Annotated in this window: 16 protein-coding genes and 2 tRNA genes; 8 read left to right on the top strand and 10 right to left on the bottom strand. The window is 59.2% G+C overall.

Annotation, left to right across the window (positions count from 1 at the left end; translation table 11 throughout):
• Positions 1-25: 25 nt before the first annotated feature.
• From ACE03M_RS15870 to dnaA, 10 genes are all read right to left on the bottom strand, one after another.
• Positions 26-1471: an MDR family MFS transporter gene (locus ACE03M_RS15870; protein WP_485935349.1), complete on the bottom strand. Its 1446-nt coding sequence runs from the start codon at positions 1469-1471 to the stop codon at positions 26-28.
• A gap of 648 nt (positions 1472-2119) precedes the next feature.
• Positions 2120-2195: transfer RNA gene (locus tag ACE03M_RS15865), tRNA-Ala, on the bottom strand.
• Between the two features lie 151 nt (positions 2196-2346).
• A tRNA-Ile gene (locus ACE03M_RS15860) sits at positions 2347-2420 on the bottom strand.
• A 231-nt stretch (positions 2421-2651) separates the two neighbouring features.
• Positions 2652-3479, bottom strand: coding sequence for a DUF3566 domain-containing protein (locus ACE03M_RS15855; protein WP_260848115.1), 828 nt, complete (start codon positions 3477-3479; stop codon positions 2652-2654).
• A complete protein-coding gene (gene gyrA, locus ACE03M_RS15850) occupies positions 3476-6034 on the bottom strand; it encodes a DNA gyrase subunit A (protein ID WP_143922748.1) in 2559 nt (852 codons plus the stop codon). Before gyrA ends, ACE03M_RS15855 begins: the two co-directional genes overlap by 4 nt.
• Before the next feature lie 109 nt (positions 6035-6143).
• Entirely contained in the window at positions 6144-8141 is a 1998-nt protein-coding gene (gene gyrB / locus ACE03M_RS15845; RefSeq protein ID WP_143922747.1) for a DNA topoisomerase (ATP-hydrolyzing) subunit B, read from the bottom strand.
• Positions 8142-8342: 201 nt separating this feature from the next.
• Positions 8343-8855 carry a DciA family protein gene (locus ACE03M_RS15840; protein WP_143922746.1) on the bottom strand — a complete coding sequence of 171 codons (513 nt, stop codon included), beginning with the start codon at positions 8853-8855 and terminating at the stop codon, positions 8343-8345.
• The gene (recF, locus tag ACE03M_RS15835; protein WP_143922745.1) at positions 8852-9976 is read right to left on the bottom strand and encodes a DNA replication/repair protein RecF; all 1125 of its coding nucleotides are present in this window, start codon (positions 9974-9976) and stop codon (positions 8852-8854) included. Before recF ends, ACE03M_RS15840 begins: the two co-directional genes overlap by 4 nt.
• Complete coding sequence (dnaN, locus tag ACE03M_RS15830) at positions 9977-11116, bottom strand: DNA polymerase III subunit beta (protein WP_485934988.1); 1140 nt, start codon at positions 11114-11116, stop codon at positions 9977-9979.
• Between the two features lie 541 nt (positions 11117-11657).
• Positions 11658-13292: a chromosomal replication initiator protein DnaA gene (gene dnaA, locus ACE03M_RS15825; RefSeq protein ID WP_485934986.1), complete on the bottom strand. Its 1635-nt coding sequence runs from the start codon at positions 13290-13292 to the stop codon at positions 11658-11660.
• Positions 13293-13707: 415 nt separating this feature from the next.
• Here dnaA and rpmH point away from each other — a divergent pair, with 415 nt between their 5' ends.
• The 8 genes from rpmH to ACE03M_RS15785 all read left to right on the top strand — a co-directional run bounded on the left by rpmH (position 13708) and on the right by ACE03M_RS15785 (position 19662).
• The gene (gene rpmH, locus ACE03M_RS15820; RefSeq protein ID WP_009882743.1) at positions 13708-13845 is read left to right on the top strand and encodes a 50S ribosomal protein L34; all 138 of its coding nucleotides are present in this window, start codon (positions 13708-13710) and stop codon (positions 13843-13845) included.
• 2 nt (positions 13846-13847) lie between these two features.
• Entirely contained in the window at positions 13848-14213 is a 366-nt protein-coding gene (gene rnpA, locus ACE03M_RS15815) for a ribonuclease P protein component (protein ID WP_485934985.1), read from the top strand.
• Positions 14214-14295: 82 nt separating this feature from the next.
• Positions 14296-14550, top strand: coding sequence for a membrane protein insertion efficiency factor YidD (gene yidD, locus ACE03M_RS15810; protein WP_313900586.1), 255 nt, complete (start codon positions 14296-14298; stop codon positions 14548-14550).
• Positions 14551-14719: 169 nt separating this feature from the next.
• Complete coding sequence (gene yidC, locus ACE03M_RS15805) at positions 14720-15679, top strand: membrane protein insertase YidC (protein ID WP_143922741.1); 960 nt, start codon at positions 14720-14722, stop codon at positions 15677-15679.
• 9 nt (positions 15680-15688) lie between these two features.
• A complete protein-coding gene (locus tag ACE03M_RS15800; RefSeq protein ID WP_143922740.1) occupies positions 15689-16270 on the top strand; it encodes a Jag family protein in 582 nt (193 codons plus the stop codon).
• Positions 16263-16901, top strand: a complete 639-nt coding sequence (gene rsmG / locus ACE03M_RS15795; RefSeq protein WP_485934984.1) for a 16S rRNA (guanine(527)-N(7))-methyltransferase RsmG — start codon at positions 16263-16265, stop codon at positions 16899-16901. Before ACE03M_RS15800 ends, rsmG begins: the two co-directional genes overlap by 8 nt.
• A gap of 66 nt (positions 16902-16967) precedes the next feature.
• Complete coding sequence (locus ACE03M_RS15790; RefSeq protein ID WP_143922738.1) at positions 16968-17864, top strand: ParA family protein; 897 nt, start codon at positions 16968-16970, stop codon at positions 17862-17864.
• Positions 17865-18540: 676 nt separating this feature from the next.
• The gene (locus ACE03M_RS15785) at positions 18541-19662 is read left to right on the top strand and encodes a ParB/RepB/Spo0J family partition protein (protein WP_485935348.1); all 1122 of its coding nucleotides are present in this window, start codon (positions 18541-18543) and stop codon (positions 19660-19662) included.
• Positions 19663-20287: the final 625 nt, after the last annotated feature.

The raw sequence follows: 20287 nt of genomic DNA, 5'->3' as shown, positions 1-20287 counted from the left end.
GCCCCGCATCGAACCTCAGATCACATCATTCGGCTAACGTTTCCGCAGCTGAGTCGACCACCTCGGCGTGGGCCTCGTCCTGGTCTTCAGGCTTCTTGATGAAGAACGAGAGCACAACGGGCACCAGAGCGATGATTGCGGCCAGCAGGAACGCATTGTGCGCTCCTGGCGCACCCGACTCCGCAACGGAGCGCCCTGCGGCCTCGCCCGAGTGCAGGGCGGAGGAGTAGATCGAGATGAGAAGCGCGGTTCCGGCCGCTCCTGCCACCTGCTGCATGGTGTTGAGCGCAGCGGACCCATGCGAGTACAGCTTGCGCTCGAGCGACCCCAGGGAGGCGGAGAACAGGGGTGTGAACGACCCGGCCAGTCCCAACGACATCACGGTCTGGATGACGACGAGGACCCAGGTCGGAGTACCCGCGCCGACCATGGAGTACGCGAACATCGATGCAGCGATCATGATCGATCCCGGCACCAGCAGGGTCCTGGGGCCTCGTGCGTCGTAGATGCGGCCCATGACGGGAGCAAGGACGCCCATGAGGATCGATCCCGGCAGCAGGACGAGACCGGACTGAGTGGCGTTGAGCCCGGCAACGTTCTGCAGGTACAGCGGAAGGAGGGAGAAGGTGCCGAACATAGCCAGTGCGACGACGGCCATGATGATGACCGCGATGACATAGTTCTTCGCGGAGAAGACGCGCAGGTCGAGCAGCGCCCGATCTTCCTTCTGCAGTATCAGCTGTCTCCAGGCGAACAGGGCCAGGAAGACGAGTCCCCCGGCGATCGCAGTCCAGGCGAAGCCGGTTGAAGAGCTTCCTCCCGCGTCGCCATGTCCTCCGCCGAACTGGCTGAGGCCGAAGACGATTCCGCCGAAGGCGAAGACGGAGAGAACGACGGAGACGTAGTCGATCGGTGTGTGGGTGCTCTCACCCAGGTTCGTCATCCACTTCGCGCCGAGGCCGAGTGCAATGAGCGCGATCGGCAGGACGATGGCGAACAGCCAGCGCCAGCCCAGAGAGTCGAGCACGATGCCCGACATCGTCGGACCGATTGCGGGTGCGAGTGAGATGACGAGGCCGACTCGGCCCATCATGCGACCGCGCGAGTGCGCTGGGACGACATTCATCATGGTCGTCATCAGCAGGGGCATCATGATGCCCGTGCCCGCTGCCTGGACGACGCGTCCGACGAGCAGGACGGAGAATCCGGGAGCCACGAGGCAGATCAGGGTGCCCGTGGAGAACAGAATCATCGCTGCCAGGAAGATCTGGCGGGTGGTGAAGCGCTGCAAGAGGAATCCGGTCGTCGGAATGACGACGGCCATGGTGAGCATGAACGCACTGGTCAGCCACTGGCCGAGCTCCGGCGGGATCCCGAGCGAAGCGTTGAGCTCTGGGATTGCAATGGCCATCGTCGTTTCGTTGAGGATCGCGACGAAGGCGGCCACCAGGAGCAGCCAGATCACCCGCATTCCGGCAGGATCGATGGATTCAGCCTGTGCGTCATTCGCACGTGAGTGGGAGGTGTCGCTGGACAAAGGGGTGCTCCGATCAAAGGGTCTGTCATCGCCCGGACTGGGCGGGAAACTGCTCACAGCCGCCAACTGTGCGTGCAGACAAAGGGGTCAACGAGGATACACTCCAGCTTATTCCGTCGGCTCCGAATTGTCGGTGGGGAAAACCTCAATCTGACAGTATCGTGATTCAACTCTCTTGTGGTCCTTGTTGTCTGTCAGCAGAACGACAGAGGCGACCGGACCCTCCATATCTAAGACCGTGAGATCGACGCATACCTGGGATGCGATTGACGGGCTGGGGCTGGATTTTCGGCCGAACGTGGAACTCACTGCCAAGGTACTCAAGCGCCTGTTTCCCGAGGTCGAACTCGGCAACGATCCAGTTCACGCTGCTATGGGCAAACGGACGGATCGAACTCGGCAGGGCCGGCATCCGAACAGAATGGAAATGGCTTCCGGCTCCATTCTGATCATTGTCCCTTTGATCACTGACCCTCGTCTGCCTACATAGGGGTGAGAGCAATACGGAAGGTAAAGGTTCCGTCGTCGCCGCAGAGATACAACGAAGGCTCCGAACCACAATGGTTCGAAGCCTTCGTTCGATGGTGGAGGTAAGGGGACTCGAACCCCTAACCCCCTGCTTGCAAAGCAGGTGCGCTACCAATTGCGCCATACCCCCATAAGGGATTCACCTTCACACCGAATCGGTGTGTTCGGACCATTCGGCTTGGGCACTTTGATTCTTGTGCCGCCACCCGAAGAATGCACCGAGCCCCACCAGAGTGAGACTGCTGAGAATCCATTTCTTCATGATCCTCCTCGAAAGGATGTGGGCCTACCTGGACTTGAACCAGGGACCTCTTCGTTATCAGCGAAGCGCTCTAACCGCCTGAGCTATAGGCCCTTTTCAGGGGGTGAACCCGAAGTAAAACGATACCCAACGGCTCATTCCAACACAAATCGGCTGACAGTGACTCGCCTCACATGACCTCATCATACTCTGAGATCTGTCCAGAACCGCCTGACAGCGGCTCGGAATTTCCGAGTTGGGATTCCGAGCCGGCGTCGGCTTCTGGAGTCAGGGAGGGGCAGATGAGAGCCTAAGCGGGGTACTGCAACTCTCAGTCGTCGATTCTCAGTCGTCGGTCAGCGTCAGATGGAATCCACCCGCGATGAGGGATCCGATGTTGTAGATGAACGCAGCCAAAGTCGACAGGGCAGTCATCAGCACGATGTTGATGACTGCGATGATGAAGCCGGCTGCCACGACTCGGCCGAACCCGAAGATCCCGACGATCTTCTCAGCCGATTCCGCGCCCGCAACTTCGGATATCGTCGTTTCCAGACCGCTCATGACGCCGGTGGCCTGAAGGACGATCCAGAGCACGACGAAAGCCACGATGGTGGCGATGCCGATGGCCACGGACATGAGGAACGACATCTTCATGACCGACCATGGGTCGACCGCCGACACGGTGAGGCGAACCGTACGCGGACCCTTCTTCTTCTTATTGCCCTTGCCGCTGTCGACCATGTTCTTGACGCCCATTTTCACGCTGCCGGAGCTGGCGCGAATGGTGTTGGCCGCTGATCCCATCGCCGAGGTGGCAGGACCACTTCCGGACGAGGCCTTCTGTGACCCGGTTGCCTGGCTCGACGGCGCGGAGCCGCCTGCGGCAGTTCCAGACGAAGGCTGTCCAGCCGCAGCCGAACCTCCTGAGGACTGCCCGGCAGAAGGAGCCCGATTGGGCTTCGGCGAGGCTTTGGGGGCAGGAGGAGCCACCACCCGGGTCTTATCGGATGACTTGCCCGAATTCCCGGAGCTGCCCGAACCTGCCGAGTTTCCGGGGCTGGCCGAAGGGTCAGCCTTCTTCCCGTTCTTCGACGAATCTGCCGTCAAGCGGGTGGAACCACTGGACGTGCGTATGATCTTGCCTGAGCCTGGCTGTTTGTTGTCGCTCACTCTTCCACATCCTCGCTGCCGGTCTGAGGCTCTACGTCCTCACCCTCCGGTTCCTCAGCTTCTTCGTCAAGTTCTTCGACCACGGTCTCGGGTCCACGCGTTACTGCGATAATACGATCATTCTTGCCCGGTTTCGCGAACACCACACCCATCGTGTTGCGTCCCTTAGCCGGAACTTCATCGATATTCGACCGAACGATCTTACCGCGCTCCATGACGACGAGGACTTCTTCTCCCTCATCGACGATCAGTCCACCCACCAAGTCTCCGCGCTGCTCGGTGATCTTGGCAACCCGAATTCCCAGGCCGCCGCGGCCCTGCAGACGGTATTCGTCGACCGGAGTCCGCTTCGCATAGCCGCCCTCTGTCACGACGAAGACGAAGGTGTCGGGCTGGATGACATCCATGGTCAGCAGCTCGTCATCACCCTTGAACTTCATTCCTGTCACACCACCGGTGACCCGTCCCAGTGGGCGAATCGAGTCGTCGTCGGCTGCGAACCGGATCGACATTCCCTTGCGGGAGATCATCAGGAGATGGTCCTCGGAGCTGACGATCCGTGCCGAGACCAGCTCATCCGGCTGACCCTTGTACTCACGGAGGTTGATCGCGATGACGCCGCCCGTGCGGTTCGAGTCGTACTCACTCAGACGGGTCTTCTTCACGACACCGGACATCGTGGCCAGGATGAGGAAGTCAGCCTCTTCGTAATCTCGGATGGAGAGCACCTTGGCGATCGTCTCACCCGGCTGCAGAGCAAGCAGGTTCGCCACGTGCTGGCCCTTGGCATCCCGTGATCCTTCTGGGAGCTCGTAGGCCTTGGCCCGGTACACGCGACCGGTGTTTGTGAAGAAGAGCAGCCAGTTGTGTGTGGATGTGACGAAGAACTGCTCGACGACATCGTCGCCGCGCAGGTTTGCACCCTTGATGCCCTTTCCACCCCGGTGCTGTGCCCGGTACAGGTGGTTCTGGGTGCGCTTGGCATATCCGCCGCGGGTGATGGTGACGACGACCTCTTCCTCAGGAATCAGGTCTTCCATCGACACATCTCCGTCGAATCCGGCCAGGATCTTGGTTCGGCGGTCGTCACCGTAGCGATCGACGATCTCATCGAGTTCTTCCGAGACGATCTCACGCTGGCGGGCGGGAGTCGCGAGGATGTATTTGAACTCAGCGATCTGCTGTTCGATCTTCTCGGCCTCTTCCTGAATCTTCAGACGTTCCAGGGCGGCGAGGCGGCGCAGCTGCAGATCGAGAATGGCGTTGGCCTGAATCTCATCGACTTCGAGGAGCTCCATCAGACCTGTGCGAGCTTCGTCTGATGAAGGTGAACGACGGATCAGAGCAATGACCTCGTCGAGGGCATCGAGTGCCTTGAGGTAGCCGCGCAGGATATGCGCGCGCTCCTCGGCCTTGCGCAGACGGAATTCGGTGCGCCGGACGATGACTTCGATCTGGTGCTTGACCCACAGGCGCAAGAACGAGTCCAGGCTGAGGGTGCGCGGTACGCTGTCGACAATCGCCAGCATGTTCGCAGAGAAGTTCTCCTGCAGCGAGGTGTGCTTGTAGAGGTTATTGAGTACGACCTTCGCCACCGCATCGCGCTTGAGCACGATGACCAGACGCTGTCCGGTGCGTCCCGATGACTCGTCACGGAGGTCTGCGATGCCGGCGACCTTGCCGTCCTTGACGTAGGAGGCGATCTTCGCTGCCAAGGTGTCGGGGTTGACCATATGCGGCAGCTCCGTGACGACCAAGCAGGTGCGTCCCTGGATCTCCTCAACCTCGACGACGGCGCGCTGCGTGATCGAACCGCGGCCGGTGCGATACATGTCCTCGATGCCCTTGCGGCCCAGGATCGTCGCGGCCATCGGGAAGTCGGGGCCCTTGACGATGCCGAGCAGCGCCTCCAGCGCCTCTTCCTTGCTGACTTCGGGGTGGGCGAGAAGCCACTGAGCTCCGGCAGCGACCTCACGAAGGTTGTGCGGCGGAATGTTCGTGGCCATACCCACGGCGATACCAGAGGACCCGTTGACCAGCAGGTTCGGGAACCGCGAGGGCAGAACCGTCGGCTCTTGGTTCCTACCGTCGTAGTTGTCCTGGAAATCGACAGTGCCCTCTTCGATGTCCCTGACCATCTCAAGAGCCAGAGGAGCCATCTTGCACTCGGTGTAACGAGGAGCGGCAGCACCGTCATCTCCTGGTGACCCGAAGTTGCCCTGTCCGGCGACGAGCGGATAGCGCATCGTCCACGGCTGCACGAGGCGGACCATCGCATCGTAGATCGCAGAGTCGCCGTGCGGGTGGTACTGGCCCATGACGTCGCCGACGACGCGTGAGCACTTCGAGAAGTTGCGGTCCGGGCGGTAGCCGCCGTCGAACATCGCGTACAGCACGCGCCGGTGGACGGGCTTGAGTCCATCGCGGACATCCGGCAAGGCACGGCCAACGATCACGCTCATCGCGTAATCGAGGTACGACCTCTGCATCTCCAGATTGAGATCAACCTGTTCGACACGGTTGATTTCGGTTCCGATATCGTTTTCGTCAGCCAATGTGGGCTCTTCCCTTGTGTCTTAACCCGCGCAGCACGGCGGTGAGTGAATTCGTGAGAGTCTTTGTGACCGTCGGCTCCCGGCAATGGCCGAGAACCGACGGTGAGGATCAGATATCGAGGAAGCGAACGTCTTTCGCGTTCTCTTGGATGAAGCGTCGACGCGAATCCACGTCATCGCCCATGAGCACCGTGAAGATCTCATCGGCCACAATCGCATCGTCGAGCGACACCTGCTTGAGCAACCGGTGGTCAGGATCCATCGTGGTCTCCCACAGCTCCTCATAGTTCATCTCGCCCAGACCCTTGTAGCGCTGAATCGCCATGTCCTTGGGCAGACGCTTACCGGAGGCTCGCCCGGTTTCGAGCAAACCATCGCGCTCATTGTCGGTGTAGGCGAACTGGTGTGGGGCGTTCGACCACTTGAGCCGATACAGCGGAGGAGTCGCCAGGTAGACGTAGCCGTGTTCGACCAACGGCTTCATGTAACGGAAGATCAAGGTCAGCAGCAACGTCGTAATGTGCTGGCCGTCGACATCCGCGTCGGCCATGAGCACGATCTTGTGGTAACGCAGCTTGTCAAGATCGAACTCTTCGCCAATGCCGGTGCCGAAGGCCGTGATCATGGCCTGGACCTCATTGTTGCCCAGCGCCCGGTCGAGTCGAGCCTTCTCCACATTGAGGATCTTGCCGCGCAGCGGCAGAATCGCCTGGGTATTCGGGTTGCGCCCCTGTGTTGCGGAGCCGCCTGCGGAGTCACCCTCGACGATGAAGACTTCGGAGATCGTCGGGTCTTTGGACTGGCAGTCCTTGAGCTTGCCGGGCATGCCCGAGGATTCGAGCAGTCCCTTGCGCCTCGTGGCTTCACGGGCCTTGCGTGCAGCCAATCTCGCCTGGGATGCCTGGAGGCCCTTGCGTACAACGTCTTTGGCCTGAGCCGGGTTGGATTCCATCCAGTGGCCGAGTTCATCGCGGACAACGCGCTGGACGAAGCCCTTGACCTCGGAGTTGCCCAATTTCGTCTTCGTCTGGCCTTCGAACTGCGGATCGCCGAGCTTGACCGAGATGACAGCTGTCAGCCCCTCACGGATGTCGTCACCGGTGAGGTTCGCGTCTTTCTCCCGCAGGAGTTTCTGCTCCCGAGCGTAATTGTTGATCAGCGAGGTCAGTGCCGTGCGGAAGCCCTCTTCGTGCGTGCCGCCCTCATGAGTGTTGATGACGTTGGCGTAGGTGTGAACCGATTCGCTGTAGGAGGTCGTCCACTGCATCGCGATTTCGAGAGAGAGCGTCTCGCCGGGCTCCTCGGACTCGAAGACGATGACATCCGGGTGGATGAGATCGGCCTTCTTCGTCGCGTTCAGGTACTGCACGTAGTCGAGCAGACCGTGCTCGTAGTGATACGTCGCCTCACGCGGTTTGGCGTCTGTGTCTTCGTCCTCGTCGATCTGAACGTTGTCGTCGTCGATCTGAACGTGCCGTTCATCGGTCAGGCTGATCTTCAGGCCCTTGTTGAGGAACGCCATCTGCTGGAAGCGGGCGCGCAGATACTCATACGAGAAATCGGTGGTCTCGAAGATCGTCGAGTCCGGCCAGAAGGTCACCATCGTGCCGGTCTCGGAAGTCTCCTCGCCGCGGCGAAGCTCCCCGGTGGGAACACCCTTCTCAAAGTCCATGTTCCACACGTAGCCGTCGCGTCGGACCTCGACCTCCAGGCGCTCGGACAGCGCATTGACCACTGTCGAACCCACGCCGTGCAGACCGCCGGCCACAGCATAGCCGCCTCCGCCGAACTTGCCGCCGGCGTGCAGAACGGTCAGGATCACCTCAACGGTGGGCTTACCCTCTGTGGGGTGCATCGCCACCGGCATTCCACGCCCGTCATCGACGACTCTCACACCGCCGTCGGCGAGGATCGTCACCTCGATGTGATCACAGTACCCGGCCATCGCCTCATCGACGGAGTTGTCGACGATTTCCTGAACCAGGTGGTGGAGACCGCGTTCCGAAGTCGAACCGATATACATGCCAGGTCGTTTGCGAACTGCTTCGAGACCCTCAAGTACCGTAATATCCCCGGCATCGTAATGGGGTAGATCCTCGGTCGTCATATGACTCCTAGTGCGGGTGGGCGCTAACAGCTTCCTATTCTACCGCGCCACACCCTGAAATGCCCGTAAGCGGCCCATTAAGGTGCATATGCGGATTTTTGAAGCCCCAGATGTACCCCCGGGCACGAACGGGACCGGCTATCGCCGTTTAAGGCCCTCTATGGTTTCTCATCTCTTCCACCGTGCAGACTCAGAAACTCCTCAGCCGAAGGTGTCCCGTGGCCCCCGACCGGACACACTGCGCCGACCCTTCTTGAAACTGCGTCCTCGTGGCCCGCGGATCTCAATCTCCGTGATCGTCTGCGAGCCGAGACCAGCCTCCAACGCTCTGAGGATCGTGGGCTTGAGCACCCGCAGCTGAGTCGCCCATGTCGTCGAGTCGGCGGCGATGATCAGCAGCGGAGGAGAGAAGTCGACGGGTTTGCAGTGCATTGCGACCTGCTGTCCCACCAGATCGGGCCACCGGCCCAGCACCTTGCCGATGTCGATGGAAGATGACCAACCTCGGGAGGAGATCAGCTTTCCCAGCGCCGATGAGATCGCCGCAGGGTCGCGTTTGTCCTTGCCCGGCGAGGAGTAGATGGCTTCGCCTCGCAGTCGTGACCGACGACGGCTGCGGACGAACTTCGCCTCGGTCGCTTCCATCCGACGCACCCGATCAAGAGCTTCAAGTGCCGCGACCGGAGTTGAGGTGTCTTTCTCGATCCCGCTCATGGGAGCAGACGCTCCTGACCGATCCTTCGGCCCTCAAGACCCGTTGGCAGATCTCCGTCGACGGCTGCAGTGATGAATACCTGCTCAGCTTCAGTGATCCGAGAGGCAAGTCGGTTCCGACGCCCGGTGTCGAGTTCGGCGAAGACATCGTCGAGGACAAGGACCGGCTGCTCGGCGGCCGACCCGGCATCGGAACTCAGCAGATCCCATCCGGCCAGCTGCATGGCAAGAGCCAGCGACCACGTTTCGCCGTGTGAGGCGTAGCCCTTCGCCGGATGTTCGCCGATCGTCAGAGCCAGATCGTCACGACCGGGACCGTGCAGGGTCAGACCCCGTTCGATCTCCGTGGTGCGTCTGCGCTCGAGGGCGGCCAGCAGCAGCTCCCGGCATTCGGCAGCGGACTCGGCCTGAGAATAGTCGATGCGTGATTCGTAGCGAGCCTTGATTCCCTGGCGTTCCAGTCGAGCATCGGCAGCGATATAGGCGAAGTTCTTCTGCAACGGCTCGACGATATCGGCGAGGATCCTCTGCCTGCCGTACACGAGCTCAGAGGCGGAGTCCGCATAGGCCATGTTCCAGATGTCCAAAGTAGCCTCGAGGCCGGGGTCGCGATCCTCGCGCAGACGTTTGAGCAGCGCGTTGCGCTGTTTGAGAGCACGTTCGAAATCTGTGATCACCGAGGAATAGCGAGGATTGCGGGACACAACCAGTGTATCGATCCATGAACGTCGTTCTGCTGGTTCGCCCCGGACAAGGCTGAGATCCTCTGGTGCGAAGACGACACAGGAGACGAGTCCGAGTATCTCCTTCATCTTCACCGGGGAGCGGTTGACCCGTGCCCGGTTCGCGCCCTTGGACTGAATCGAGACTTCGACCGTGGCATGTCGCTGATCGCGGTTGACGAGAGCGGACACGGTTGCCGTCTGGGCGGATTCATTGACCAGCGGCGCATCAAAGGCAACTCGATGAGAGCGCAGATGAGCAAGATACCCGATGGCTTCGACGATATTGGTCTTGCCGGTCCCGTTGTCGGCCACGAATGTGGTCACCCCGGGTTCGAACTCGAGGTCGAGTTCGGGATAGGACCGGTAGTTACGCAGCGAAAGTCGGGATATCCACATTCAGATACGCGTTGGCATGAGCAAGTACCGATACGATTCGTCGGCCGACGATTCCAGATCCTTCTGACCCGAGATGATGACGGGCTTCATCGGCTGGGTGAACGAGAAGTTCACATATGGGCTCTCGATGGCAGCGAGACCTTCGGCGATGTAATGAGGGTTGAAGCCCACGGTGATCGGGTCACCTTGGAGCACTGCCTCGACGGCTTCCGACGCTTGGGCATCGTCGCCGGTTCCGGCGTGGAGTGTGAGCATTCCGTCGCTGACCTCGAAGCGCAGCGGAGTGTTCCGTTCGGCGACGAGGGAGACACGACGGACAGCCTCACGCAGAACGCCGGTTTCGACGATCGCGTGGATCGGCACGGAATCAGGGAACAGCGAACGAACCTTGGGGTACTCGCCTTCGACGAGGAGTGAGGTTGTGACTCGGCCCGCCGAGGTGAAGGAGATGAGATCCTTGCCTGCATCGTTGCTCAGACCGATCGTGACATCGCCGCCGAGTGACTTCGAGACATCGGAGAGAGTGCGTCCGCGCAGCAGTGCGACAGCGGAGACGTCAGGGCGTCCGGGATTCCAGGTGAACTCCCGGACAGCGAGTCGATAGCGGTCGGTGGCCAGAAGCGTGACCTTTTCGCCCTCGATCTCGACCCGAACGCTGGTCAGGATCGGCAGAGTGTCGTCTTTCGAAGTTGCGATCGTGACCTGTGAGACGGCGTTCTGGAATTCGCCGGCGGCCACGGTTCCTGAGGCGTCGGGGACCTGTGGCAACGATGGGTATTCGCCTACAGGCATCGTCATCAGTGAGAACCGAGACGAGCTGCAGGTGACGTCGACCTTCGAATCGATCTGCTCGAGGGTGACTTCCTGGTTCGGGAAGGCCTTGGAGATATCGGCAAGGAGTCGGCCGGAGACGAGGACGGTGCCGGGGGTGACGACCTCGGCTGAGATCTCGACTCGGGATGAGACTTCGTAGTCAAAGACGGAGAGACGAACGGTCCCACCAGCCTCGGCGGTGATGAGAATGCCGGTGAGCACTGGTGCGGAAGGACGACTGGGGAGGGTCTTGGTAGCCCAAGTCACCGCATCGGCAAGGACATCGCGGTTGACTTTGAACTTCAGGGGAGATGCTTCGGCGTTCACTTTACTCCTTCGGGGCGACCACCCGACGTCTTCAAGACACTGGCTTGACGTTGCTCGGAAAACTCTACACAGCCTAGCGGAAATCTCAGCCTCGGGGCATCGGGCTGACAACAACATGATCAGCCGCAGGCTCTGCTCAGACTAGGACCTGCAGGATCTCGCATTCGAGAATCGACCGTGACCATGTGTTCGAATATTTGGCTGCGGTCAAAGTCTGTATCGAGCTCTTCCTCGAGAGCTTCCCGACCGAGCCGATGCAGTCGGTGGCGGTCACCCTCTTACAACTTCAATTCATGGAGTAGAAGTATTAGCACCTGTGGAGATTGTGGACAACCAACTGTTACGCCCTAGTAATCAAGGGCTGAGCGACCTCCGAGGGTGTGGATCCCCTGTGTACGCTCACGCATGCTTCGGTGGGCGCCTGGGTAAGCACATCCATGTAGTTCACATCCGTCCACTCACTTCGTGAAGTTATCCACCATTCTATCCCCAGGTTACGTGGTTTGTCCCCATGGTTATCCACAGATGTGTATACCGCGTTCTATAGGCGATGTTGCTGTTTAATGCGGTTTGTTAGCTCGGTGACCTGAGTGTAGACCGCCCGTCGTTCAGCCATTTGAGTTCGAATCTTCTTGTTCGCGTGCATCACGGTGGTGTGATCGCGGCCGCCGAATGCCTGTCCGATCTTCGGCAGCGACAGTTCCGTGAGTTCACGGCACAGGTACATGGCAATCTGTCGAGCAGTGGTCAGTGTCCGTGATCGGGACGTGCCGCATAGATCATCGAGAGTGAGGCTGAAGTAGGCAGCGGTCTGACCCATGATGTCGGCAGCGGTGATGGCTGGGGTGTCGTCCTGGGTGATGAAGTCCTTCAGGACGGTCTCGGCCAGACTGACATCGACCTGTTGATCGTTGAGGTTGGCGAAGGCTGTCACACGAATGAGAGCCCCCTCGAGTTCGCGGATGTTAGAGGAGATCCGCGAGGCGATGTATTCGAGCACGTCATTGGGAACATCGAGCTGTTCGCCGGCCGCCTTCCGACGCAGAATCGCAAAGCGCGTCTCCATGTCCGGGGGCTGCACATCTGTCAGGAGGCCCCACTCGAAGCGTGAGCGCAGTCGCTCCTCGAAGCCCTTGAGCATTTTCGGGGGCTGGTCAGAGGTGATGACGACCTGTTTGACTTCATTGTGCAGAGCATTGAATGTGTGGAAGAACTCTTCGACCGTCGCATCCTTGCCCTGCAGGAACTGGATGTCATCGATCATCAGGATGTCGACCTCGCGGTAGCGACGCTGAAATGCTGGTCGCAGGGAGTTCGAGGTCTTCGACGAACCGATCGTGTTGATGAAGTCGTTGACGAATTCTTCGCTCGAGACGTATTTCACTCTGATCTCGGGGAACAGCTGCGTCGCGTAGTACCCGATCGCGTGCAGGAGGTGTGTCTTGCCCAGCCCCGAATCGCCGTAGATGAACAGTGGGTTATAGGCCTTGGCCGGTGCCTCGGCCACGGCGAAGGCCGCAGCATGGGCGAAGCGGTTGGACGCTCCGATGACAAAGGTGTCGAAGGTGTACTTGGGGTTGAGCTGGGCGACGCCGGGAACCTCGACCGGTGGGGTCGACTGGGCGGCGGTCGCCTCGGCGATCTTCATCTCTCGCGTCGTTCTTTCCACAGGTGCCCCGTTGCTGGGCGCTGGCCCGGTGTCCTCGTACCTGGGCATCTGCGGCTGCGGATGTGGGGCGCGGTTGTAGGGTGCCGGGGTCTGAGGCTGAACGGTCGCGGTCTGTGACGGCGCATAGGCTGCAGACCCGGTAGATCCCCTCGCCGAGGTGGACGTGTCAGGATCGATTTCGATGGGTGATCCCGGTGTGGGTTCGCCGATGAGATCTTCGAACCTGATCGGAACGTCGAGCTCGGGATCGACGACGAACCCGAAGGTCACCTCGAAACCAAGAACATGAGAGAACTCCCTGGTCAGAGGTCCGAGGAGACGAGTCTCAATGGTTCTGCGCGTGTGCTCATCCCGGACAGCAAGCAGGACCAATGCGTTGTCGACGAGAGCCTTGGGCACAGCAAGCGAGAGGAAGCCTCTCTGATGAGCGGTGAGACTGGGGTCCTGATCCAGGGTCGAGACCACCGTCCGCCATTGGCTGATGAGCTCATTCTTGGAATTCGACACCGTCAATCTTCCTCCGTTTTCGTAGTCTCTTATTGGCATGGTCCACACCTGTGCATGACTTCCACATAGTTTTCCACAGTTTGTGGAGAACTGACGAGTCATCCCTGTAATCCTCCACACTGGTGGATAACCATGTGGAAAACTACACGCTTGTTACTTGTGGACGACCGCATATGTGCAGAGGATGAATTCCGGCGAACAGTTCACAACAGTGACGTGAAACATTGGCATCGAGTTTGACCAGGGACTTTGACCTTGGCTAAGATGGAGTGTCCTGTGTACCGGGCTTCATCCGATTATCTTGAATATCTTTTGGCTCTTATGCACAGGAGTGCTCGGCGGTCGAGACTCGTACCGCCGTTTTTTGTGAGAACGCACCGTCGTTCGACCGCAACCTAGAAATCGGAGACTTGAAGTGAGTAAGCGTACTTTCCAGCCCAATAACCGCAAGCGCGCCAAGAAGCACGGCTTCCGTCTGCGCATGCGGACTCGCGCCGGCCGCTCGATCCTGGCCGCACGTCGTCGCAAGGGACGTGCCGAAGTTTCGGCATAAGTGTGATCACCGCGGCTCACCGGATCCGCAGCGGAGACGACTTCAGAAGAGTCTTCAAAGCTGGCGTCCGTGTGCGCTCGGACCATTTGATGGCACACTGCCTGACTGATAGTGATGATTCCCACGCTGCACGCGTGGGTTTCATCGTATCCAAGGCCGTTGGAAACGCCGTTCGACGGAACCGAGTGAAACGTCGTCTTCGAGAGATCATGCGAGTCCGGCTCGACAGCCTTGATCCCGGTGCTCTGTTCGTGATCAGAGCATTGCCCCAGGCAGCAGAAGTCGACTTCTCCGTGCTTGAGTCCGAGGTCACGATGCTGATGGACAAAGCGCAGAAGAAACTAGAGAGCCGTGGACGCCGAACATGATCTGAAACACCCCTCGGAGGTGCCCCGCAGACCGGCCGGTTTCTGGCCCACAGTCTGGTGGGTGATCCGAATCGGGCCGCGCATGCCATTCGTGTGGTTCATCAGAGCTTATCGAATCGTGGTGTCTCCACTGTACGGACAGGTGTGTCGGTACTATCCCAGTTGCTCGATGTACGGCCTGGAGGCCTTCGAGATACACGGAGTTCTCAAGGGAATGGTGTTAACTGGGTGGCGAATACTGCGATGCAATCCTTTTTCCCATGGCGGGGTGGACCATGTTCCCGGTTCAGCACGCCAGGCCCGCTCTGTTTCAATGTTTGACGAAGATGGCCGCTGACAATTGTGTCGTGTGAAGCAGATGTTCAGCGCGTCTGTGGATCACGACAATCCGGTGGCTGACCCCTCCGGTACACGCGAGAGCAGGACCCGTGGTTCTGTGTCGCGAAGACCCGCGAACAATGGCAAAATGAACGATCGTGAAGAATCGTTGTAACGAGGAGTACTGAATGGACTGGATGGACAAGCTGCTCTACCCGCTGCAGTGGGTAGTTGCTTGGATCCTCGCGATCTTCCACGAGATCTTCACTGCGATCGGTCTGCCAGCAGCCAATGGCTGGACCTGGGTTCTGTCGATCGCCGGGCTGACCCTGGTGATCCGTGCAATCCTGATTCCGCTGTTCGTCTATCAGATCAAGTCCCAGCGGAAGATGCAGCTGCTGCAGCCTGAGATTCAGCGCCTGCAGGCTAAGTACAAGGGCAAGAAGGATCAGTACTCGCGTCAGGCCATGGCCGAAGAGCAGATGAGCCTGTTCCGCGACAATAAGACAAGTCCGTGGGCCTCGTGTCTGCCTCTCCTCGTGCAGATGCCGATCTTCTTCTCCCTGTTCCGCGTCATCCACAACATGCCGGATGTAGCTTCGGGGAAAATCAACGCTATCGGTGGATTCACTCAGGAGCTAGCGATTCAGGCGGAAAAGTCGTCTGTCTTCGGAATTTCGCTGTCTGCGGTCTTCACCGACCCGGGTATCGCCGTCAAATTCCTCACTGGCATCCTTATCGTCATCATGGCGGCGACCATGTTCATCACGCAGAAGCAGATGATGGCGAAGAACATGTCGGAGTCCGCCATGGCGAACCCGATGATGCAGTCGCAGAAGATGCTCCTCTACGTGATGCCCCTCGTCTTCGGCATCGGCGGTATCTACTTCCCGCTCGGCGTCCTCTTCTACTGGCTCGTCTCGAACACCTGGACGATGTGCCAGCAGCACGTGGTCATCCGCAATATGCCAGCCCCCGGCTCCAAAGCCGAGAAGGAGATGCTGGAGCGGAAGGCTCGCAAGGGCAAGCCCGTACAGCAGCCTGAGATCAAGGGCGGCACCGCCACTGCTGTTGAGCAGACCTCGAACCAGAGCCGTCAGCGGCAGCAGCCGGTGAGCAAGAACCGCAAGAAGAACAAGAAGCGCTGAGGAAGAACCATGACTGAAGAGAATGTCGACACGACTGTTGAAGAGACTGTCGATGAGACTGTCGACGCGGGTGCTGCGGACAGCGGCGCCGAAAAGGATGCGAAGCCGACGAGAGCCGAGCTCCTCGAAGAAGAGGGAGAGATCGCAGCGGACTACCTCGAAGAACTGATGGACCTTGCCGACATCGATGGCGACATCGACATCGATGTCGGAGACGGACGCGCTCAACTGTCGATCGTCTGCGAAGACGACGATGATTCCAACCTGCGCACGTTGGTCGGCCGAGAAGGCAAAACCCTCGGCGCACTCCAGGAGCTGAGTCGGCTGGCAGTCCAGACCAGCACCGGCCAGCGATCCTGGCTGATGCTCGACATCGACGGCTTCCGCAACAACCGTCGCGACGAGCTCATCAAACAGGCGAAGCGCGCAATCGAAGATGTCAAAGAATCGGGCAATGAATTCGCTTTCAAACCGATGAACAGCTTTGAGCGCAAGATCATCCACGATCAGGTTGCTCAGGCCGGTTTGGTTTCTGAGTCCGAAGGTGAGGGTGACGGCCGGCATGTACTCGTCCGTCCTGCCCATGACTGACATTTCCGCTCTAGAAGTTCCCCCGGCGGGTACCGAAGAGTTCTTCGGGGCCGCCTACCCCGCAGCTACCCGGTATGCGCAGCATCTGGCAACCACCGGAATCGAATGGGGACTGATCGGTCCCCGCGAGATCGACCGGCTCTGGACCAGGCACATCCTCAACTGTGCTGTTGTGGCTGAGTTCATCGATGACAGTGACGTCGTCGGCGACGTCGGCAGTGGCGCCGGACTGCCAGGAATTCCGATTGCTCTGCTCCGTCCTGAAGCGCAGGTGGTCCTCATCGAACCGATGGAGCGGCGGGTCGAATGGCTGAAGATGGTCGTCGATGATCTCCAACTGGACAACGTTCGCATCGTCCGAGCCCGGGTCGAGGAACTCGTTGACGAGGAGATGTTCACCGTTGTGACATCGAGGGCGGTCAAGGCGATGACGACTCTCATCGAATGGACTCATGAAGTGATGGGCCCTGATGGACGGATCCTCGCGCTCAAAGGTGCTTCTGTCGAGGCTGAACTGGCCAAGACGAAGAAGCTGCTGAAGCGATACCGACTGTCTCAGCCGAAGATTCACATCGTCGACGGCGGAATCCTCGAAGTGCCTAGCCGTGTCGTCGAGATAGTCAAGAAATAGTACGAAGTAGATTTGGTCTAGGCTGAGTATAGCTTTGTGAAACCAATGGATGATGGAGTGCGCCGAATGCCGATCATGGACGAGTCGTCTCCCATAGGTGCTGCAATCGCGCGCGACAATCGACGCGCCGATCGACTGTCGCAGGTGAGTTTTCCACAACCAGACTTTACCCGGATCTTCACGATCGCCAACCAGAAGGGCGGCGTCGGGAAAACCACGACCGCTGTGAATATCGCAGCTGCGCTGGCGAATCAGAATCTCAACGTACTGCTCATCGACATCGATCCACAGGGCAACGCCAGCACTGCTCTAGGCATCGACCACTATTCGGAAGTCACCAGCATCTACGATGTGATCATCGATGACGTCCCCATGCGTGAAGCCGTAGCGCAGTGCCCGGACTTCGAGACTCTCAAATGCGTGCCGGCGACCATTGATCTGGCCGGGGCCGAGATCGAGCTGGTGTCCCTTGTCGCTCGAGAGCAGCGCCTGCAGAGGTCCCTGAATGTCTATCTCGATGAACAGGCTGCAGTGGGAAGTCGAGTGGACTACGTGATCGTGGACTGCCCTCCGAGCTTAGGCCTTCTGACAGTCAATGCCTTCGTCGCCGCCCGCGAAGTTCTCATCCCGATTCAGTGCGAATATTATGCGCTTGAGGGCTTGAGCCAGCTGCTGAAGAATATTCAGCTCATCCAGAAGCATCTCAATCCTAAATTGGCGATCTCCACGATCCTTCTGACGATGTACGACGGGCGGACCAACCTGAGCGCCCAAGTAGCGGATGATGTACGGACTCACTTCCCCGATCAGGTCCTATCATCCTCGATTCCACGCTCCGTGCGCATTTCAGAGGCTCCGAGCTACGGACAGACTGTCATTTCATACGACCCCCATTCCAGTGGCGCTTTGTCCTATCGGGAAGCGGCCGAAGAAATCGCACAACGAGGAGTAAATCGTGGCTGAACGCAGGAAGCGTGGATTGGGTCGTGGTCTGGGCGCTTTGATTCCGGACGCGGCGTCGAACGACCGACCAGTTGACGTGTTCTTCTCCGGTGGCGAGCCCGAAGAGGCCAAGGAGACCGCAGAAGAGCCGAAGGCACCTCGGACCGTTCGCACTGATCCTGCAGCGTCTATGCAGTCCTCACGTAGGCGCAAGCCTAAGGCCGGAACTTCATCCACGTCTTCGACGTCGAAGACTCCTAAGACGGATGGGCCTGCATCTGAGTCGGCGCCGGCGAAGAGCACCACTTCGAAGAACACGGCTGCGAAGAGCACCACTTCGAAGAACACGGCTGCGAAGAGCACCACTTCGAAAAGCACGGCTCCAAAGAGTGGGCCAGCCAAGAGTGCGTCTGCGAAGAAAGCAACTGGGTCAACCTCCTCGAAGCCTGGCGGGTCTCAGACGACGACGAAGAAGACGTCTTCAGGGACGAAGTCCGCAACGGCCAAAACCAGCGCAGCGAACACCATTGCGACGGGTAGCTCTTCAGTGAAGTCGGCGTCTGCGGAATCGAGTGCTCAGACCTCGACAGCAACCAAGACTGCAAGCCGTGCTTCGAACACCAAGGCGAAGCGGGAGGCACCCGCGACTGCCGGTGTCGATTGGACTCCTGAATCGGAGCTCGCCGGCACAGCTGGTTTGGAGGCTTCTGGCGTTGGTACTGCTGAGCCCGACGTCGAAGCGACACCTGTGGACTTGACCGCGGATCAAAAGGACGAGGAGTCGACACGGGCCGACGATGTTCTGGAGACACATCCCGGGGTGTACAGGTCGGGTCATGAGATCTTCGATGAGGCTCGACAAGAGACCGCGTCAGACAACCCGGTGACTACAGATGAAGTAGGTCCGGCCTCGACGCCTTCGCCGGCCTCGTCGAGCTCAGCCTCCGTTAACGAAGACGAGGACTCAGTAGCGGACGAGGATACAGGGACTGCCGGAGTTGATTCGATCCCTGATACGGAATTCGGCGAGATCGACGTCGACCGTATTGATGCCAACCCTCGTCAGCCACGTACCTTCTTTGACGAAGATCAGCTCAGTGAACTTGTCCACAGCATCCGCGAGATCGGTGTGCTGCAGCCGGTCGTCGTCCGGCAGAAGCCAAGCGATCACGAACGCTTCGAACTCATCATGGGCGAACGTCGTCTTCGGGCGACGAAGGACGCAGGTCTGTCAACCATCCCTGCAATCATTCGCTACGTCGACGACACAGACCTCTTGCGGGATGCTCTGCTTGAGAACTTGCACCGAGCGGAACTGAACCCATTGGAAGAGGCTGCTGCCTATGGCCAGCTGCTCGAGGACTTCGGGTGCACACAGGAGGAGCTTTCCGAACGTATCGGACGTTCTCGCCCTCAGATTTCCAATACGCTTCGCCTGCTTCGGTTGCCCCCGTTGGTCCAACGGCGTGTAGCTGCTGGCGTCATTTCGGCAGGGCACGCTCGTGCGATCCTCGGTCTTCGCGAACCGGAGCATATGGAGATTCTTGCTCAGCGCATCGTTGCTGAGGGCCTCTCTGTGAGAGCGTCCGAAGAAGCTGTCGTGCTTCTTAACCGTGGCGACTCGATGAATGTTTCACGTGCAACCACCCGAGTAGCGCCTCAGTTCATTGAAGTTGCTGAACGCCTGGGCGATCGTCTTGACACTAAGGTCAACATCACGGTTGGAAAGAAGAAGGGCAAGCTGAGCGTGGAGTTCGCGAACCAAGACGATCTCGATCGCATCCTCACTTTGCTTGGAGTTGAGGCGCCGGCGGAATAGCTGCCTCTGGTCGTTTGAAGTTGGGCGGGTGATGATGACATTGTTCATCGCCCCCCCCCCAACTTGTATTCAACCCCTCGTGCTCAGCTGGACTTCGGTGCTAGTGCAGGTAGGTTACCTCGGCCTCCCGTTTCAGTGAGACTGTGAATAGGGTTCTTGGACCTGTTGGCGGCTAGGCTTTTGAACATTTTGACTATCATGCCGAGCGCCGTCGAATTGGGGTTTGCCCATTCGGCTTCCCGGAGGGGTTTGGCGGCTATGGAAGACTAAACATCGGCGGCAAGTCGTCGCGCCCTGTCGGGCATCTTGCGATCGTTTCACGTGAAACCACAGATCACTATGAATGCCCGGCAGCTTAGCCGAATGGCGCCTTGCAATTGCTCATGGCCTGCAGGCCAGAGTGAACTCAGCAGTCAGGCGCTAGTGGTGGCGAAATTGGCTACCTGTATCCTCGATTGACCATTGCGGACGATGCGGAACACGAATGCTTGGGCCTAATGAAGCCGATGTCGCTATTGAAGATTTCGGGTCCAACTGTCCCTCGTGGTGGGCGGCCGATGATTGTTTCACGTGAAACCTCCTTCATTCCATCCGCCACTTGTGGTTTGGGCAGACAACGAATTGT

The sequence above is a fragment of the Brevibacterium sp. AGC70 genome, assembly GCF_057334195.1.
Note: the sequence above shows the minus strand (reverse complement) of the source record. Positions and strands in the feature narration are given on the sequence as shown.

What these genes read in the sequence shown, in the direction of transcription:
- ACE03M_RS15870 (WP_485935349.1), bottom strand. Translation starts at nt 1,471, where the DNA reads ATGCGGGTGATCTGGCTGCTCCTGGTGGCCGCCTTCGTCGCGATCCTC.
- gyrB (WP_143922747.1), bottom strand. Translation starts at nt 8,141, where the DNA reads ATGACGACCGAGGATCTACCCCATTACGATGCCGGGGATATTACGGTA.
- ACE03M_RS15840 (WP_143922746.1), bottom strand. Translation starts at nt 8,855, where the DNA reads ATGAGCGGGATCGAGAAAGACACCTCAACTCCGGTCGCGGCACTTGAA.
- recF (WP_143922745.1), bottom strand. Translation starts at nt 9,976, where the DNA reads ATGTGGATATCCCGACTTTCGCTGCGTAACTACCGGTCCTATCCCGAA.
- yidD (WP_313900586.1), top strand. Translation starts at nt 14,296, where the DNA reads ATGCCATTCGTGTGGTTCATCAGAGCTTATCGAATCGTGGTGTCTCCA.
- yidC (WP_143922741.1), top strand. Translation starts at nt 14,720, where the DNA reads ATGGACTGGATGGACAAGCTGCTCTACCCGCTGCAGTGGGTAGTTGCT.
- ACE03M_RS15800 (WP_143922740.1), top strand. Translation starts at nt 15,689, where the DNA reads ATGACTGAAGAGAATGTCGACACGACTGTTGAAGAGACTGTCGATGAG.
- rsmG (WP_485934984.1), top strand. Translation starts at nt 16,263, where the DNA reads ATGACTGACATTTCCGCTCTAGAAGTTCCCCCGGCGGGTACCGAAGAG.
- ACE03M_RS15790 (WP_143922738.1), top strand. Translation starts at nt 16,968, where the DNA reads ATGCCGATCATGGACGAGTCGTCTCCCATAGGTGCTGCAATCGCGCGC.